Genomic DNA, 20011 nt, shown 5'->3' on the forward strand with positions numbered 1-20011 from the left:
TAGGATAATAGTATTGAATATACTAAAGCGGAAAAGACAAATATGAAATCAAACAATCATAATTCCGAAATCGAAAATCCGAAATCCGAAATAATTGCTATGTTTGATACTTATTTGACTGTAATTATCCCTACGCATACCAATGAGCAAATTTGGTCTTTATTTAAAAACAAAATCATTCCGTTATAACCTTTTAGGTGCAATTGTTACAGTAGTTGTAGTTGTTTTAATTGCCTTTTACAGCCTGGGATATTACACCAACCATGGCTCCGGGATACCTGTACCAAAGCTGAAAGGCGAGAAAATTGATCGCGCTATGTCATTATTAAAAGAGCAGGGTTTTGGCTATAAAATAGATTCGGTTTATGTTGAGGATGTTGAGCCGGGAACCATTGTAGAGCAGGACCCCGATGCCGGAACCAACGTAAAAGAAGGCCGTGTGATTTATTTAACCATGGTTACATTGCAGGCCCCGCCCGTAGCCCTGCCCGACCTGGAACAGGCCAGTTACCGCGAAGCAACGGCTACCCTATCCAATTATGGTTTAAAAATTGGCGATACCACATACCGCTCGGATATTGCCCGCGACCGTATACTGGAAGTACGCTTTGGTGGCGTAGTAATTAAAACAGGCTACAAACTACCTAAAGGATCAAAAGTAGACCTGGTTTTGGGCGATGGCGCAGGAGCAAGCGAGGTAGCCATTCCCGAACTGATTAACCTTGATTTGGATGCGGCACGCTTTGCTATTAAAGGCGCAGGATTAACAATGGGCACAATAACTTACCAGGGTTCTATAACCGACTCGACCAATGTGGTTGTAACTGCGCAATACCCCATGAGAACCGACTCGTTGAGTAAAACCAGCATTGGTACACGCATGAACATTACTGTGTCACAAGGTGCAAAAACAAATGCAGCCCCAGCAAATTAATGCAGCCGAATTACTTGCCCGGATAAACCAGGGCGAGCAGCTCCATTTGATAGATGTACGCGAGCCTATTGAATATCTCACCTATAACATCGGTGGGGTTAATATTCCGCTGGGCGCTCTTGCGGGCAAGCTAAATAACCTGGGTTACAACAAAACCGATGAATTAATCGTTATCTGCAAGGTTGGCTTACGCAGCGAAACCGCTCAAACACTATTACTGCAAAACGGTTTTCACAACGTTAAAAACTTAACAGGCGGATTGATTGCCATTCAAAAAATCAGACACTAATTGGAACTAATTAAAGCGAATTGCACGAATTGAATTAATGGAAAAAATACAGATCTAACGGGTTATAATCTGCCTCATAAAAATCAAATAAATTATCACCTTTATTTTCTAATTCATTTAACTTAGACAACATTAGTGAAATTAGTGTGATAAAAACTAAATAATTACCATTTACAGCTAATTTATCATGACTGAGAAAAAGTCAAAATCAGGATCATTAAAAAAATTTATTATCGCATTTGTAATTGTGATCATTATCATACTGGCAGGCGTTGGTGTAAACTATTACTATAAATATTTTGGCCCCAATGTAACTGCGAAACAGGAGTATTTATACATACATACCGGCGCAACCTATGCCGACGTAATTAAAACCGTACAGAATGAAGGCATGGTTAAAGATACCGTTACCTTTAACTGGGCGGCTGTTAACATGAACTACACACACCGGGTTAAACCGGGCCGGTATCACCTGCACGAAGGCATGAGTAACCGTAAGCTCATTAATATGCTGGCCTCTGGTACCCAGGAGCCTGTACAACTGGAGTTTCATGGTTTACGGCAGAAGGAGCAATTTGCCGGTTTTGTATCCAAGAAAATCGAGCCCGATTCGGCAGCAATCATCAACTTGCTGGATTCATCGGCATATGTGGCCAAGTATGGTTTTACTACCGATAACGTGTATACCATGTTTATGCCAAACTCCTACCAAATGTACTGGAACACATCGCCCGATAAATTCTTTAAAAAGATGTATGCCAACTACGAAAAATTCTGGACACCGGAGCGTAAGCAGAAGGCCACTGCCCTTAACCTGTCGCAACAGGAAGTATCTGTGCTAGCATCAATAGTTGATGCCGAAGCATTGCATGACGATGAAATGCCGGCCATTGCAGGTTTATACCTTAACCGCCTTAAAAAAGGCATGAAACTGGAAGCAGACCCTACCGTAATTTTTGCTTTAAATGATTTTACCATCAAGCGGGTATTAAACAGGTACCTGTCATACAATTCGCCTTATAACACTTACCTGCATACGGGTTTGCCCCCCGGCCCTATCATGATGCCATCGGTAAATGCAGTAAACGCCGTGCTTGATCATCAAAACAACGATTATATATACATGTGCGCCAAAGCCGATTTTTCGGGCTATCATGCCTTTGCAAACAACGTTGCCGACCATTTAGTAAATGCCCATGCTTTTCAGAAAGCGCTTAACGAACGCAACATTAAAAGGTAATGTTTGAGCATACCACCAAAATACGGGTGCGGTACGGCGAAACCGACCAAATGGGCTACATGTACTACGGCAACTATGCCGAATTTTATGAAGTTGGCCGTGTAGAAATGCTACGCAGCCTTGGCTTAACTTATAGCGGCATGGAGCAGTCGGGAATTATGATGCCTGTGCTGGAGCTTAAATGCAAGTACCTGAAGCCGGCTTTGTATGATGAGGAAATAAGCGTAAAAGTGATTATGGATAAAATGCCCGGCATCCGTATCCATTTCCAGTACGAACTAAGCAATGAAAAAGGCGAACTGATCAATACCGGCGAAACGTTACTGGTTTTCATCAATATGAAAACAAATCGCCCCTGCCTGCCACCGCAGGATTTTATAGATAAATTATTGCCTTTTTTTGAGTAAATTTGGTTAGATGAGATGGCTTCACCACTTTTTGCTGCGCTTTAGTTTTTATCAGTACATTATAGAGTGGACAAAGTATATCATTCTGCCGGGTTTTCGCCCGCTGCCACTATATACGGTTATTGACTTTTTTATCAAAGAGATAACCAAAACGTCGTTAACAAACCGCGCCTATGCACTGGCTTATAGTTTTATGCTGGCCGTATTTCCTGCAACAATTTTTTTGTTTACACTAATCCCCTATATCCCCATAAAACACTTCCAGGGTACGCTATTAACCATTTTGGCATCAGTGATGCCTACAAACGCTTATTTAGCCTTCAGGGAGACGCTTATAGACATTATCAAGAATCAAAACGGCAAGTTGCTTTCGTTCGGTTTTTTATCAACCATGTATTTTGCCACCAACGGTGTAATCAACCTGATGAAGGCCTTCAACAAATCATCGTTAATTATCGACAGGCGAACCTGGCTCAAACGGCGGCTGGTTGCTACCGGCATCACCATAGCCATTAGCATGGCACTTTTTATTTCGATAGCCATTATGATTGCCGGCCAGGCGGTTATTCACTGGATTCAGCTGCATGTCAATAAAGAAAGCCATTTTTGGATCTATCCTATCATGCTGTTCCGGTGGATCATGATCATCATCATTATTTTTGTAAGCATAGCCTGGTTGTACCGCTATGGTCCCGCCCACAAAAAGCGCTGGAATTTTATAACACCAGGCTCGGTACTGGCTACTGCGCTGGCTGTGCTTACCTCTCTTGGATTTTCCTATTACATCAACAATTTTTCATCGTACAACAAGGTTTACGGATCAATCGGGACGCTGATTGTGGTGATGCTTTGGATGTATATAAACTCGCTTATTTTACTCATCGGGTTTGAATTAAACGCGTCGGTTGAGCTTTCAAAACGCAGTTTAAGGGTGGTAAAACCTCGTTTTAACAGCTTCAGGCAGAAAAAAGCCGAGCATTTTAAAAATTAATCAACTGACTATCAAAAACTTAATGCGATATGTTAAGAAATTGAAAAAAAATCATTTCGATACTTGTCAATCCGCTCCGGATTTGTACTTTTGTCCCCGGAGAGCTGGCAGAGTGGTCGATTGCGGCAGTCTTGAAAACTGTTGAACTGTTAAAGGTTCCTGGGGTTCGAATCCCTAGCTCTCCGCTGAATAAAAGCAGTCCCGCCCAAGCGGGATTTTTGCTTTTATAACCCCGGAGAGGTGTCAGAGTGATCGAATGTGCCTGATTCGAAATCAGGTGTACTGTTACAGGTACCGGGGGTTTGAATCCCTCCCTCTCCGCAAAACAAATCCATCAAAAAGCCTGTAAATATTAGCTTTGCGGGCTTTTTTGTTTCCACGAAGGTTAACCCTATTCAGGATGGTTAAAGTTTTTCACTCAAAGTTCCTGAATTTACTAACAGTTTTTGGCGGTTATAAGTACAATACCCCCACCTTACCCAAGCTTTTTCCGCAACCATTTCCTAACCGGCTCATCATACCATTTTAATGCGGCATAGGCCAAAACTATTACACCTGTTAAAATAAGCAGTGCATAAGGCCAGGCCTGTACAATTGTAACGCCTTTATAATTACTGATCCAGGCTACGTAAAAATAGACAAGCGGATAATGCACCATGTAAAGCGGATAGGATATATCACCTAAGAATTTGCATATTTTGTTCTCGGTTTTAGTTTGTATCACGCCGCTGGCGCCAAGGTATACGATAAGCGGAAAAACAATGATAATACAAACAGATTCATATATCCCGTTCATCCAAAGATGGCCGGCGCCGCCAATGCGTGGCATATAAAGTACAATAGCCACTAAAAGGCTGCACCATAAAAAGGCATTTTTAATTTGAGCTGGTTTCACTACCCGTGAAAGTAACAGCCCGGCAAAGAAAGGATACATGGTACGGGTAAGCCCAATGCGTACCTGTTGCACATTCAGTGTCCAGCCACCACTCACGTCGCCGTTTGTGATTGCCAGGTGTGCGAGTAAGATAGCAGCGATGACTACTAAGATACCTAATGCCGTTTTGGAAAATTTCCTGATCCAGATAGCATAAAGAATATTGGCAATGTATTCAAAGAACAACGACCATCCCACGCTATTCAAGGGGTGCATCTCTTCCCAGCCACGTATATCAAGCGATAACGGTACAGGCAGGATAGTATAACCGATGAGCATCACCAGCAACATTTTCCAGGCAGGAATGGTGTGAATAAGCGGCCATAGCGTAGAATCGGTAAAATAGAACCCAATGGCGCCGAGAGTCATCCCCAAAACCACCATTGGTTGAAGGCGTTCGATACGCCGTTTGAAAAAACTGCCGATCGTCATTTTATTCCATCTGTCGTCATAAGCGTAGCCAATTACAAAGCCCGACAATAAAAAGAAAAAATCTACAGCCAGATAACCGTGATTGACAATAATATCTAAATGACCGGTAGCTAATGGCTCTGTAAGGTGAAAGGTTACAACGATAATAGCTGCAACACCGCGAAGGCCATCTAATATGGGGTAGTGTGGCTTGGTGGCCAGTTCATTATTATTCATTGCAAACAGGATAAACAGATTTATAACTTATAACCAGCGTAAATTATAAAAAAGAATGCATTGGTGCGCCAATGTTTCAGCCTAAGCAATCACCGGCAACATCAAGACTCGCGCCACATCAAGAGGCTTCATCCCAGGGTCACTGTAGTTAATAAGTTTTTTATATATTTTACAATTAAAGTAATAACTTCATAATCAATTTACTGGCAACTAAACCATGTTTCTTTACCTAACTTAAACATGTGTAAACCTTTACTTATGTTGGGCATAGCCTCTATCTTTTTCGCTCAGGTGGAAAAGGTGATAGCGTATGGCCAAATGCTTCATAGCGGCCAACACAATATTGCCCAAACTTTTTTTACTAAACATAATTATATCCAGACAAATGGTGCTACTTCAGGTAGTTATGGTAGAAGCAATGCTGTTTTATCATCTTTTTTTACTGATATCAGTGCTAATAACACTTTCGCCAATATTGTTAAAAATGTAACCGCAAAATATGCTAACAAGGTAAAAACGGCGTTTGCCGGGCCCGATATTATTACCAGCCCCGCAAGTGGTATCATTTCAGCCTGCGTTGGCTCACCGTCTGCAAGTACCCAACAGTTTACTGTTTCGGGGAGCAATTTATTTGGCAATATTAGGGTTGTGGCACCAGCCGGCTTTGAGGTTTCACTTAACACTGCCAGCGGGTTTGCCAATTTGGTGACCATAGTACCAACAGGCGGTTTGGTTAACAGTAAGATAATATATGTGCGGACCGTTGCCGGCGGTGCTGCTACTAATCTATCCGGCTTTGTAACAGTAATTGCAACAGGAGCTGCAACAACAAAAGTAGCCGTAGAAGGTACGATTTATGCACTGCCGACTGTCGACCATATATCAGACCTGATTTTCGCCAACGGCGACCTTACTACGCCCATAAATTTTACAGGCACCGGCAACACCTTTTATTGGACAAATGATCGGCCTGGAATCGGCTTGTCGGCGAGTGGTGGCGATAACATAGCCCCTTTTGCTATCGTAAATACAGGATCGAGTCCTGTTGTTGCGCACTTAAGCGTTACTTCTCAGACGGCCAATGTTGCCTATATACCAAATTATGGTTCAAACACTGTTTTGGCGGTTAACACCATTACCAACAAAATTATTGACACGATACCCGTAGGYGCCGATCCTGGCTTTGTTGCCATAAGTCCAGATGGAAAGAAAGCATACATTGCAAACATTTCGGGTATAAGCCTTTCTATTATCAACACGCAAACGAACCAGGTAAAGGATATATCGATTTTTGACAATCCTACAGGGGTACTATTCAGCAACGATGGCACCAGGGCGTATGTTACCGGCGCAAGCGGTTCGTGTACAGTGATAGACGTGGCAAATGACGCCGTACTAACAGCCCTTACATTCCCCTCGGGCGGTGCCGGGCTGGCTTTAAGCAACGATGGAAAATGGATTTACGTTGCTACCTTTGCCACCGGCGATGTAAGGGTTTATGATACAGATAATAACGCCGAAATTATTAACATTCCGGTTTCGGGAGCGCGTTATGCTGCAACAAGTTTGGATGGCGGGAAGATATATGTAACCGGAAGCAACTCCAATAACGTTTACATAATAGATGCTGCAACAAATACCCTCTCGGCAACAATCAGCTTAACTACTGATGCAGAAGGTATTGTTGTAAGCCCGGACGGCAGCCGTATCTACGTTACCAATCAATCTGCCGGAACCGTTACGGTGATTGACGCCACCAACAACTCGGTTATGACCGCATTACCAGTCGGCAAATCACCCGCGGGGATTTCTATTACTCCGGATGGAAAATATGTATATGTGGTTAATGTTGATTCCGGCACGCTGTCAATTATCAGAACTTCAGATTACACGGTAACGGCTAATATACCCTGTGGCACATCGCCTCATGCAATAGGCAATTTTATAACGCCCGGCATAAATACCTGCGTCAGTAATCCAACTGATTTTAAGATTACGGTTAATCCCTCGCCTACCGCCATTACACCAGGCCCTGTTGGTGGCCTTATTACAACATGTATAGGCGCCCCGTCAACCAGCACCCAGCAATTCACCGTATCCGGCAATAATTTATCCGGCAATATCTCGGCTACATCGCCGGCGGGCCTGGAGATATCATTCAACGAAACCAGCGGCTTTGCCGACGTATTGAGCATTATACCAACCGGCGGAGCGGTGACTAATAAAGTTGTTTATGTTCGCGCTAAAGCGTTGGGCTCGCCAGCTAACATCTCGGGTTATGTGGTATTAAGCACAGCAGGGGCGGCAAGCAAAAACGTTGCGGTAAGTGGTGTAATTAATGCCCTGCCCACCACCAATGCTACCGGTAACCCGGTGTACAACAATGGCGATGTAACTGCTGCAATCACCATTAACGGCACAGGTAACACCTACACCTGGGCAAACGATACTCCTTCTATCGGTCTTGGGGCAAGCGGTGCTGGCGACATACCATCATTCACGGCTGTAAATACAGGCGTTGCGCCTGTAAAAGCTACTATCACCGTTACACCTTCGTCGGCAGGATATCTATACCTTACCAGTAAAAACAGTGTTATAATGGTGAATGCCGATAGTAATAAGCAAACAGGAACTGTAAACACAAGCGGGCAACCCACGGGGATAGCCGTCAGCCCGGACGGGACTGTCGTGGCTGTTACGGATTTCACCTTAAACACGGTTAAATTCATAAGTACTATTACCCATAGGGTAGTATCAACTGTTAATAATATCCCGTCGCCTATAGGAATATGTTTTTCTCCAGACGGTAAAAAGGTTTATACCGCTAATGAAAACGCTTTTAATGTTTCAATTATCGATGTAGCTACAGGCACAGCTGAGCCACCTGTTCATGTAGGGGTTTACCCTTACGGCATTGCCGCAAGCCCTGACGGATCGACTGTTTATGTTGGCTGCATAGGAGAAAATGCTATAATTGCCATTGACACTAAGACACATCAAACAACGCCCATTAAGGTAAAGTTTGGCCCAACAGGCATTGCCGTAAGCCCGGATAATAGCCGCGTATACGCCACCAGCGCACAATATAACGGCTTGCTTAAGGTAGTAAACACAGTATCAAAGTCTGTTATAGCCAACATTCCTATTGGCGATGTGTCTACCGGTATTTGTGTTAGCCCGGATGGTAAACGGGTATATGTTGCCAATACCCGGAGCAACAATGTAATGGTAATAGACGCTGAAGCCAACAAAGTAATCACTACCATACCCACAGGAAATCATCCGTTTGGTGTATCCATAACGCCCGATGGAAAATATGTATATGTGGCTAACGAAGACTCGAACAACGTAGACGTTATCAGCACAGCCGATAATTCGATACGTAATATCATTAGCGTAAATGGGCAACTCAGTACATGTTTAGGGAATTTTTTTGCTCCCGGTACCGGATGTACGGGCACCCCAACCAGGTTTACCATAACAGTAAACGGATCGGCGGCTATCACGGCCGGCGCTGCAACAGGTAACATATCAGCCTGTATCGCCTCGCCGTCAACAAACACACAACAGTTTACTGTTTCTGGCAGTAACCTATCAGGCGATATTACAGTTAAAGCACCCGCCAAATTTGAAGTATCGCTAAACCAAACCAGTGGGTTTGCAAATTCGGTAATCATTGTACAAACCAGCGGCACGGTAACTAATAAGGTGGTTTATGTTCGTGCAGCGGCATCAAGCCTGCCGGGTAATATTTCGGACAACGTGATACTCTCCTCTGCCGGATTGCCCGATAAGCAGGTTGCCGTAAATGGGGTAATTCAAGCCTTGCCAATCGTCAATCAAATAACTGACCAAAGTTTTAACAATGGCGAGACAACCAATGCCATTAGTTTTACCGGAACAGCTACAGCCTACACATGGACTAATGATAGCCCCTCAATTGGTTTGCCGGCCAACGGCAGCGGCGACATCCCGGCGTTTACGGCTATCAATAATGGCCAAACCGTACTTACTGCCGTCATAACAGTTATACCATCTGATGCTTCATGCAGTGGCAATTCTATCACCTTCAAAATCAACATCAATCCACCCACTCCTTCTTTAACCGTTAGCCCGGTAATCGGTAATATAACTGCGTGCCAGGGATCGCCGTCTGGCAGCCCCGATATTCAGCAATTTTCTGTCGCTGGCAATGACCTTAAAGGCAATGTTCAGGTAACGGCGCCTGCCAAATTCGAGGTGTCAGTTAGCCCAAACAGCGGCTTTTCAAATTCCATAGTCATCGCTCAAACGAATGGCACGATTACAGATAAGGTGATTTATGTTCGTGCGGCGGCATCAAGCCTGGCGGGCAATATTTCTGATAACGTGATACTCTCTTCTACAGGATTGCAGGATAAGCAAGTTGCCGTAAACGGGGTAATCCACGCCTTGCCAATTGCAAATCAAATAAGTGATCAAAGTTTTAACAATGGTGAGACCACCAATACCATTAGTTTTACCGGAACAGCTACCACCTACACATGGACTAACGATAGCCCCTCAATTGGTCTGGTGGCTACAGGCAGCGGGGACATCCCAGCGTTTACGGCCATCAATAACGGCCAAACCGTACTTACTGCCGTCATAACAGTTACACCATCGGATGCTTCATGCAGTGGCAATTCTTTCACTTTCAAAATTAACATCAACCCTCCCATTCCATCGTTGACAATTAGCCCATTAACCGGTAATATAACCGCATGCCTGGGATCGCCGTCTGCCAGTCCTGATATTGAGCAGTTCACCGTTGCAGGTACATACTTGTCCGGCGACGTTCAGCTAACAGCGCCTGCAGATTTCGAGATATCGGTTAATCCAAATGTGGGGTATGCCAATACACTAACGCTTGTGCAAACCGCCGGCAAAGTTAGCAGTACCGTTATTTATGTCCGTTCCTCGACTGTAGCATCTGCCGGTAATATTTCAGGGCATGTTACCATATCCTCTGTGGGCGCATCCAGTCAAACTGCTAACGTAACCGGTACAGTCAGCGCACTACCAGTGGTCGACCAGATATTACCGCTAAGCTTTGACAACGGGACAACTACAACGGCCATAAACTTCAGAGGTACTGCTACAACTTATACATGGACAAATGACAATCCAGGCATAGGTTTGCAGGCCGGCGGCATTGGTAATATACCTACCTTTACGGCTGTCAATAACTTAACAACAGCAATTACCGCCACCGTAACAGTGACTCCATCAAACGGACCATGTACAGGTACCCCTGTTATTTTCAAAATTACTGTAAACCCTACGCCGGCACCGGTTATTACATATGCAAGTAACTTATTGCCGCTTAGCACCATGTACGGCAGGGCATCCGCTTCAGGCACTTTCGATGTATCAGGAGATAACCTTGTATCGGCCATAACTATCACCCCGCCTGCAGGTTTTGAAGTGAGCACCGATGGTACCAATTTTAAAAACACAGCCACCATAGGCGACCCCGGTACGCTTAACACAACAACTGTTTACATCAGGCTTGCAAAAACCGCCATTGTTGGCAATTATACCGGCAATATCGTACTAACGTCCAATGGATTGACAAACAACCTGGCCATGCCAAACAGCACCGTTTTACCAGCTTCAATGACCGTTACTGCCGATAACAAAACGCGCCCATTCCAATCAAAAAACCCTCCTCTTACAATTACTTACAGCGGTTTTGTAAATGACGAAAATGAGTCGGATCTTATAAAAAAACCAGAGGTACAAACAATCGCTACATTTGCGTCGGCTGTTGGGGAATATGACATTTCCTTTACAGGCGAGGCAGAATCCCTTAACTATAGTTTCACTTATGTTCCTGGAGTACTTACCATAACATCAACAGCAGTTGTTGTTGTTAACACCTTCACACCTAACGGCGACGGAACAAACGATACATGGGCAATAAAACACATTGAATCCTATCCAAATTGTATTGTCAATGTATTCAACCGCCTGGGTGCCAAGATATTTTCGTCTGTTGGTTATGGCGAACAGTGGGACGGCAAGTCCCGCGGAGGTCCTGTTCCCGTGGGCACCTACTATTATACCATCAATCTTAACGACGGATCGCCGGTTAAGGCGGGATGGGTAGCGATAATAAGGTAAACGCGTTCTTGATATCAGCGTACGAAGAGAACTTCAAAAGCGGGCTTTTACTATCCACTCCGCCATTATACCGATAATCCCATCATTTGTACCGGCCTTCTGACAAACACCTACAAGCAATGATATTACTTAAGTAAACTATTGAAAATCTGCTTAAAAACTACGGCTTCTTGAGGGCAAACCATTTCAAAACGGACTTGGTGTATCCTTTATCTTCTATTTTCGGAATTTATTTAACCCCAACTTGTTTCAAAATGCTGCCCGTGAACGTACGGGTATCGGGCCCGGAATAATTATTTAATAATTATTTCAGGTTAAACATCAATATTCGTTCGTTATATTTAAAATATCGTTTACTTTAGTCCAATTAAATGTTAAACTGTTAGCAATAGAATCTTTTTTTAATAGATAATGAAATATTAAATCAAAAAAAATGTTATAATGCTAATTGAAGTATTTTCCGATCCGTCGAAAAAAAATAATAATTTATAAATATTATGCCGCCTACTACCTACACCTTATCATTAAAAAAAACACTATTAATAATTTCCCTATCCTGCATTACTGCACTGCGAAGTTACTCGCAAACCGTTTCAGTTGGTACTTATACTGAGGATGTTGCACGCAGGCAGCAAATTTTGGGCAAGAGCGACAATCCATTTTCTTTCACTATTCGCCCTGTAAACAGTCATTGGAGCAGCGATGGGTCAGACTCCGTAGTGCAGAAACTGACAGGAAGCACCCAATATGCAAAATTCAATTTCATGGGTATTCCATCAGGAATACAGGCGCTGCCTTTTAATTGGCTCAATGAATATAACCTTAAAAGGCCATATGGATATAACAATGGCTCGTTATATCCCAACGCCGGTTATCAAAGTATGCTCAGCGGAGGTTTTTTACTTAAGGCCGGCATCCTTAATATACAGGTTAAACCAGAATTAGTGTACGCCCAAAACAAAAGGTTTGACACTTTTGCGGATGTACAGGCTGCCAATAATTTGCCCGCGCTTATGGGTGCTTATTTTGGCACAATAAACGGTATTGATGCTCCTGAAAGATTTGGAAATAAATCTATAAAACATTTGTACCCGGGGCAATCTAAAGTAACGCTAAATTATAAAGGCGTTGAAGCAGGCGCATCAACAGAAAATTTATGGTGGGGCCCTGGTATAAAAAACTCTATCATGATGAGTAACTCGGCACCGGGCTTTTTGCACTGGACATTTAATTCGGCAAAACCCCTCAAAACAATTTTAGGTTCCTTTGAATGGCAATTGATAGGTGGAAACTTAAAACAATCGGGCATTACGCCTGATGACGTAAGTAAGTTAATTTATGGCAGCAACCTTTATAGTCCAAAACCCAAAGTTACCAGGTACGTGTCTGCCTATATCATTAACTGGCAACCTAAATGGTTAAAGGGGCTGTATTTAGGAGTAAGCAGTTATACTTATATGGATAAGGATTCTATGTATAATAAAAAAAGCATAGGTCGAAAACTATTTCCGGTAATTACAGGCTCGTCCCTGGCAGCAAATGATGTTAATAACGCTACAAAAGGAGATGGACAAGATTTTGCGTATGCGTTTAACATCAGGCAACTTTTACCACTGTACCAGGCCGAGATTTATTTTGAATGGGCACGAAATGACAGATCGGCCAATGCCAATGATTTTATTCAGGACCCGGGGCATTCATCGGCCTATACACTGGGGGGCAGAAAACTATTTGAGTTAGGAAATGAGTCTTATTTACAATTGAAAACCGAAATAACTTCACTTCAAAGGTCACCAAGCTTTTTGGTAAGAGACGAACCTACATGGTACGAGCATCTTCTAAGCCCCAGAGACGGATATACAAACAACGGACGTTATATTGGCGCCGGCATTGGGCCTGCGGGAAATAGTTTTGTACTGGATATTAGCTATTTAAAAAAAATGAATTCTTATGGGGTTACGCTCGAAAGGCAATTACATAATGATGATTTATATTACAACGCGTTTGCCGGCACCGGTATTTATAACTTGCATTGGGTAGATCTTTCAAGCACCTTTTACAGCAATGTTAAATTAAAACGATACCTGTTCTCGGCTGAAATCTCGCCGGTTTACTCCTTGAATTACGAATATAAAAATGGCGACAGCTTCAATTTACATGCAAGACTTAATGTTACTTACTACTTCAACTGATTGATATAGTTGTTGTTATTTGTCGTTTTTTGAGACAGAATTAACTTTTAACTAAAAAAAGCATCATCGTTCTTAATAATCTCAATTTAGTTTACTTTTGCAAAATAATATCACCTATTCCAATATTATATTAATTGCCTTTAATGGTTACTTATGAATAAATTTCGCTTTCGTCTGTTTTTAATTTGTTTCACCATTTTTTGTTGTTCAGCTAAATTTGTTTCTGCTCAAACTAATCTGCAAAACATATCATCAATAAACGTTGATGATGTTTCAGATCAGCAGTTAACCCAGGTGCTGCAACAAGCCCAAAATGCCGGGTTAAGCGATGCTGATTTGATACAGCAGGCACAAAACAGAGGTATGTCGGCCGGCCAGGCACAAAAATTACAGTTGAGGATAAAAAATATCCGCAGTAAATCAAGTGCATCACAAGCAGGTGCTACGGATAGCATCACTGCACAGGAAGGGCGGCAACTTAACTACCAACCCGATAGCGTTGATACATCATCAATACACAGGGACATATTTGAAAGTCTTAAACCGAAGATTTTTGGGGCAGATATTTTTAAAAACAAAAACAATTCATTTGAGCCCAACCTCAAGCTGGCTACCCCGGTAAATTACATTGTTGGCCCTAATGATCAGCTTAACATAAATGTTTACGGCAGCTCATTAGTAAACTGGAAACTGGAAGTATCTGCTGAAGGCAATATCAATATACCCGGTGTAGGTGTTTTAAATGTTGGCGGCAAAACTATTGAGCAAGCAACCTTAGCAATAAAAAGCCGGCTTGCAGCAAATAATTACGCTATTGGCCGCGGCACAAGCGTTCAGGTTACCCTGGGAAACATCAGGAGCATAAAGGTAATAATTATTGGGCAGGTGGTTAAGCCGGGCACTTATACGTTGTCATCGCTCGCAACGGTTTTCAACGCGCTTTACATGGCTGGCGGCCCAACTGACAATGGTACTTTACGGCAAATTGAAATAATAAGAAACAACCGCATCATAAGGCATCTTGATGTTTATGATTTCCTGGTGAAAGGAGATCAAAAAAACAACATCGCGCTGCAGGATCAGGATATTGTGCGTGTGCCAACGTATAGAACGAGAGTTGAACTGACCGGGCAGGTAAAAATTCCGGCATTGTTTGAGGTTTTGCCGGGCGAAAATCTTGATGACATTATAAACTATGCCGGCGGCTTTACCGACAGCGCTTATACCGCACGCATAAAGGTTTCGCAGATAAGTGACCAGCAGCGAAAAATAACGGATGTTATAGAGGCCGATTATAAAAACTATATACCGCTACGAGGCGACAAATACACTATTGAATCGGTTATCAACCGGTTTCAAAACAGGGTTGTTATTAACGGGGCGGTTTTTAAACCTGGCGAATACGAGTTGCAAAACGGGTTAACTTTATATCAGTTAATTGAGAAAGCAGCGGGATTAAAAGAAGATGCATTTACAGACAGGGGTACAATTACACGCCTAAAGCCCGACAACAGTACCGAAATGATAGGTTTTAGTGTAAAAGATGTGATTAATAAAACAGTTAATATTCCGTTACAGCGTGAAGACATTATTAACATATCATCAATTTTTGATTTGCGTGATAAATATGTAGTTACTATTAATGGCAGCGTACGGAAGCCGGGAAAGTTTGCCTTCTCTGAAAACATGAAAGTAGAGGACCTTATTTTAAAAGCGGGCGGCTTTGCAGAGGGCGCCAGTACCAGGCGAATTGAAGTGGCCAGGAGGATATCTGATGCCGATCCATCATCTAAAAGCAGCGCTGTAGCCCAGGTTTTTAGCGTTAATATTGATGGCCCGCTAAAGCCCAATGATGCCAATTTTGTTTTAACACCCTTTGATATTGTATCTATATATAGTTTGCCTGGTTACGAAAAACAAAAAACAGTTAAAATTGAGGGTGAGGTATTATATCCGGGATCATACACCATAAAAAGTAAAAACGAAAAAGTATCTGACCTGATTGCACGGGCTGGAGGACTAACTGCATCGGCAGATGTTGAAGGTGGCTCGTTAAAAAGGGAGAATATCGCCATTTTGGGTATTGATAAAAACAAAGCAGATACTGCAGCCCTAACACTGGAAAGGGCAGCAATGGCAAACAGGCTTAAAAGAACTTATAAGGATTCGACAACCAATGCCGATACGCAGCAACGCAATAACTACGTAGGGATTGATCTTGGCGACATTTTAAAAACGCCAGGCTCGAAAGGTGATTTATTGCTGGAAGATGGCGACATTTTACGGGTGCCTAAACAGCAGCAAATAGTGCGTGTTAATGGCCAGGTTCTTTATCCAAGTGCGGTAGTTTACGATAGTTCAAAATCGTTTAATGACTTTGTATCTAACGCCGGAGGCTACGGCCCGGAGGCGCTACGAAGAGGCGCTTACATTGTATACCCTAACGGAACCGTAAAGGGTACCAGAAAGTTTTTGTTTTTTAATAATCACCCATCTGTTAAACCAGGGAGCGAAATTTATGTGCCTAAGAAAGCTGAAAGCAAAAACAATACAGGCCAGTTAATTTTAGGTTATACTACAGGTTTAGCTTCATTAGGCGCAATTATTTTGGGTATATTAAGTTTAAATAAATAACCGTTAATAATTTATAAAAAAGCACTCAGCAGGGTAATTATTGAATACCTGGGATAATGCGTTTTTGTTTTATATATCAAAGCTTGCTCACTAAGTTAAAGTATTTTTAAGCTACAATGGATCAAACACCACAATCTTCTGAAATTTCATTAAAGGAAATTGCAAGCAAAATCAGAATGTGTTTAATATATATCAGGCTTAAGTGGCTGCCTATCCTGGTACTGGGGATAATTGGTGGCGCTTTAGGATTAACGTACTCTATAATTAAAAAGCCTACATATACAGCAGTTTGCACGTTTGTATTGGAGGAGAGCGGAAAATCCGGGTTGGGCCAATACGCCGGTTTGGCATCGCTCGCGGGTATTGATTTGGGCGGCGGCGGTGGTGGCGGCATGTTTCAAGCCGATAATATCATAGAATTATACAAATCGCGGTTAATGCTTGAAAAAACTTTATTAAGTCAGGTTACCTTAGATGGGAAAAATCAGTTGTTGATTGATCGCTATATTGAGTTTAATAAGTTGAGGAAGATATGGAAAGAAAAAGACCATATTGACAATATTTCGTTTACCGGAAACCCGGACAACTTTACCAGAACTCAGGACAGCATAATTTCAAGTATGGTTGAGTCTTTTAACAAGAACCTTTTAACGGTAAATAAACTTGATAAAAAGTTGAGTATCATAGCTGTTCAGGTGGTGAGCAATGATGAGCTTTTTGCAAAAAACTTCAACTTAAAACTTGTAGAAACTGTAAATAATTTTTATGCCTTAACCAAGACCAAAAAAAGCAATCAAAATGTAATTGTGCTGCAAAGGCAGGCCGATAGTGTAAAAATGATTTTAAATAGTTCGTTAAGTGGAGTAGCATCGGCAATTGATGCAAACCCTAACGCAAATCCTCAATTATTGACGCTCAAAGTACCATCGCAAAAAAAGCAGGTAGATGTTCAGGCTAATACTGCCATATACGCCGAAATGGTTAAAAACCTAGAGCTATCCAAAATTTCATTAAGGCAGGATATGCCGTTGATCCAAATTATTGATAAACCTGTATTGCCCCTGTTAAAAAGCAAACTTAGTAAGCTTAAGGGAATTATAGTTGGAGGATTGTTGGGCGTTTTTTTTTGCATAGCCGCTGTTTTAGTCAAAAAACTATACACAACTTTGATAGGGTAAGTTTCTGCTGTTGAATATCGTATACCGCCATTTAAACCTACGTAGTTAATGTAAATTATAAGTGTTTAAACTTATTGAAATAATACCAATAAAATTACCGGGCAATGTTTTAGTATGCAAGCTTTAACCAAGGTTACCGTTAAATGCAATAAAACAATTGATGAATAATGTTATACCTACTGTATATATGAAGGTACCTGTTAGCAAACCAGGTTGATGGATAAAATAAATTGCAAAATGAACCAAAGAAATGACTTAAATGATATTGAAGTGGCGATCCCAACTTATAAAAGGGATTTTTACCTTGATAAATTGTTGTCGACAATTCCATCTCATATTAAGATATCGGTGAGCGATAATGGGGCCAACGTAAGTTCAGATTTAAAATCTAAATTTTTAAACGCAACATTTATTTCGCACTCAAGCGTGATAGACATTTTTGAAAACTGGAATAGTGCGGCAAAAAATGCAACATCAAAATGGTTGATAATTCCGTCAGATGATGATTTGTTTAATGCCGATGCATTTGAAATAATTGAGCGCTACACCTTAAAATATCCGGATGCTGACGTCATTATATTTGGGCACAACGTGATAGATGAGCATGATGTCATCAAACCAGGGTGGCAATTTCCAAAAGAACAGGTTTTTAACCAACCCTTAGGTTATGATGTATTTAAATACGGGGTGGATGCCCGGCTACCTGCTATTGTTTTCAAGCAAAAAAAGATGAGCGAATTACAATTTTTTGACACCGAATATAAATTAACGGCCGGCGATAGTGACTTGATCCAAAGAGTTTTATTAACAGGAAAAGCTGTTTTTGTTCCGGAAATTATTGGGTCGTACCGTATTTGGGGCGGTAATTTAACGAGCCAAAAGATTGCTACCCGGCAATGGCTCACTGAAATTGATTACTGGCAAACCAAAATCAAGAAAATTGCCAAAACCCAATATAATCACGTTGTTGCTCAGCCAAACTTTGATATGATTGCCGATGAGGTATATGCACAAAACCTTTTAAGTGGTATCTTAAACGTTAAGTCGAAATCAGGTTTTTTACCAGCCTTTTCATATTTAAAAAGTGTTAGATTTCCCTGGAAAGCAAGGGCGGTTACACAATTACGAATTATTAAAGCGTTAATAAATTGAAATTTAACCAAAACGTAATCAAATCCATATTTGGTTCAACCATATTTAAATTATCTTCTGCTGCAATTTCTTTTATTACAGTTCCCTTATTATTAAAAACATTAGGAACAAATAACTATGCTGTTTGGGTAACACTAACTGCATTATTATCATGGCTCAACCTTTTTGATTTCGGATCGGGCTATAGTTTAAAAAATAAGGTTACCGAATCGCGTGCAAGTAACGAAAAAGAAAATATCGACGTATTGATTGCCGGTACATTGCAATTTTATATGATAATGACCCTTCTTATAACACTTGTTTTTGTGTGCGCTACATTTTTTGTAGGTGTATTTAAAACGCACCTGTTTTTAGCTTACCTTATTTATCTTCCCATCATACTTTCTTTTCCTTTTACATTAGGTCATTTTATAATTCAAGGCGTAAAGAAGTTTAATTTATTTAATTTAATATTATTTACGCAAAATTTTGTTTGGTTACTTGTACTGCTTTTGTACAAGTACAAGTTTTGGGAAGTTAATATATATAAGCTTGCTATATTTTACAGCGGCCTTTACGTGGTGGCAAATTTCACCATCATGTTTTACGCACTTAAAAATGTTCACTTTAATTGGAAGCAAATATTTAACTACAAAAATTTCTTATCGTCAAAAGCTTCATTGGTGGTGGGTACCAGATTTTTTTTGCTGCAAATTTCATCACTATTTCTTTACTCAATTGGCAATATATTAACCTATAGCAATTTGTCGCTTAAAAACGTAGCACAATATGACACGGTTAACAAGTTTTTTTTGTTGGGAATGACAATCTTTAATGTAGTGATTTCTGTTTACTGGACAGAAGTATCACATGCCAAAGCCTTAGGTGATAAAGCGAAATTAAAAAAAATATACAATCAGCTTTTGTTATGTGCATTGATTTTCAGTATGGGAAGTTGTTGTGCGATATTTTTAATTCCAACTTTGGTAAGCTTGTGGACAAATAATGTTATTCAAATTGCTAATGTTAAAGATGTGTTTCCATTTGCATTTTTATTTATTGTGCAGGTTTTTTCGTATTGCGGTGCGGTTTTTTTAAATGCTTTTGAAAAACTTAAAGGTCAAATAATATTAGCGGTTATCGCTTCTGCTCTGATGATTCCTTTATGCAAACTCTTGTTCAGTTTATCAATAGGTATAGGATCTGTTCCGCTGGCATCGGCATTGCTTACTATTCCGGCACTTATATTTGTTAACTATGAATCAAAAAAGTGTATTAACGAGATTTAA

Annotated in this window: 12 protein-coding genes and 2 tRNA genes; 13 read left to right on the forward strand and 1 reads right to left on the reverse strand. The window is 41.3% G+C overall.

Annotation, left to right across the window (positions count from 1 at the left end; genetic code table 11):
• Nucleotides 1-142 precede the first annotated feature (142 nt).
• From AC1DU2_RS13235 to AC1DU2_RS13265, 7 genes are all read left to right on the forward strand, one after another.
• Nucleotides 143-934 (forward strand): PASTA domain-containing protein, encoded by a 792-nt coding sequence (locus AC1DU2_RS13235; protein WP_477384874.1) that lies wholly within the window; start codon nt 143-145, stop codon nt 932-934.
• On the forward strand, nt 915-1223 hold the full coding sequence (locus AC1DU2_RS13240; RefSeq protein ID WP_477384875.1) for a rhodanese-like domain-containing protein: 309 nt from the start codon (nt 915-917) through the stop codon (nt 1221-1223). The genes AC1DU2_RS13235 and AC1DU2_RS13240 overlap by 20 nt, the downstream gene beginning before the upstream one ends.
• Nucleotides 1224-1410: 187 nt before the next feature.
• Complete coding sequence (gene mltG / locus AC1DU2_RS13245) at nt 1411-2463, forward strand: endolytic transglycosylase MltG (protein ID WP_477384876.1); 1053 nt, start codon at nt 1411-1413, stop codon at nt 2461-2463.
• Complete coding sequence (locus tag AC1DU2_RS13250; RefSeq protein WP_477384877.1) at nt 2463-2870, forward strand: acyl-CoA thioesterase; 408 nt, start codon at nt 2463-2465, stop codon at nt 2868-2870. The genes mltG and AC1DU2_RS13250 overlap by 1 nt, the downstream gene beginning before the upstream one ends.
• A gap of 10 nt (nt 2871-2880) precedes the next feature.
• Nucleotides 2881-3861, forward strand: coding sequence for a YihY/virulence factor BrkB family protein (locus AC1DU2_RS13255; protein ID WP_477384878.1), 981 nt, complete (start codon nt 2881-2883; stop codon nt 3859-3861).
• Nucleotides 3862-3959: 98 nt separating this feature from the next.
• Nucleotides 3960-4046 (forward strand) — tRNA-Ser (locus AC1DU2_RS13260).
• A 49-nt stretch (nt 4047-4095) separates the two neighbouring features.
• Nucleotides 4096-4182 (forward strand) — tRNA-Ser (locus AC1DU2_RS13265).
• Between the two features lie 154 nt (nt 4183-4336).
• On the opposite strand, the gene AC1DU2_RS13270 is transcribed toward AC1DU2_RS13265, so the two are convergent.
• The gene (locus AC1DU2_RS13270; RefSeq protein WP_477384879.1) at nt 4337-5443 is read right to left on the reverse strand and encodes an acyltransferase family protein; all 1107 of its coding nucleotides are present in this window, start codon (nt 5441-5443) and stop codon (nt 4337-4339) included.
• A gap of 240 nt (nt 5444-5683) precedes the next feature.
• Here AC1DU2_RS13270 and AC1DU2_RS13275 point away from each other — a divergent pair, with 240 nt between their 5' ends.
• From AC1DU2_RS13275 to AC1DU2_RS13300, 6 genes are all read left to right on the forward strand, one after another.
• Nucleotides 5684-11587 carry a T9SS type B sorting domain-containing protein gene (locus AC1DU2_RS13275; protein WP_477384880.1) on the forward strand — a complete coding sequence of 1968 codons (5904 nt, stop codon included), beginning with the start codon at nt 5684-5686 and terminating at the stop codon, nt 11585-11587.
• Between the two features lie 497 nt (nt 11588-12084).
• A complete protein-coding gene (locus tag AC1DU2_RS13280) occupies nt 12085-13779 on the forward strand; it encodes a capsule assembly Wzi family protein (protein ID WP_477384881.1) in 1695 nt (564 codons plus the stop codon).
• A gap of 153 nt (nt 13780-13932) precedes the next feature.
• Nucleotides 13933-16413 (forward strand): SLBB domain-containing protein, encoded by a 2481-nt coding sequence (locus tag AC1DU2_RS13285; protein ID WP_477384882.1) that lies wholly within the window; start codon nt 13933-13935, stop codon nt 16411-16413.
• Between the two features lie 176 nt (nt 16414-16589).
• Nucleotides 16590-17591 carry a GNVR domain-containing protein gene (locus AC1DU2_RS13290; protein ID WP_477384883.1) on the forward strand — a complete coding sequence of 334 codons (1002 nt, stop codon included), beginning with the start codon at nt 16590-16592 and terminating at the stop codon, nt 17589-17591.
• A gap of 237 nt (nt 17592-17828) precedes the next feature.
• Nucleotides 17829-18743, forward strand: a complete 915-nt coding sequence (locus tag AC1DU2_RS13295; RefSeq protein WP_477384884.1) for a glycosyltransferase family protein — start codon at nt 17829-17831, stop codon at nt 18741-18743.
• Entirely contained in the window at nt 18740-20011 is a 1272-nt protein-coding gene (locus AC1DU2_RS13300) for a lipopolysaccharide biosynthesis protein (protein ID WP_477384885.1), read from the forward strand. Before AC1DU2_RS13295 ends, AC1DU2_RS13300 begins: the two co-directional genes overlap by 4 nt.

The sequence above is a fragment of the Mucilaginibacter sp. P4_C11 genome, assembly GCF_056402115.1.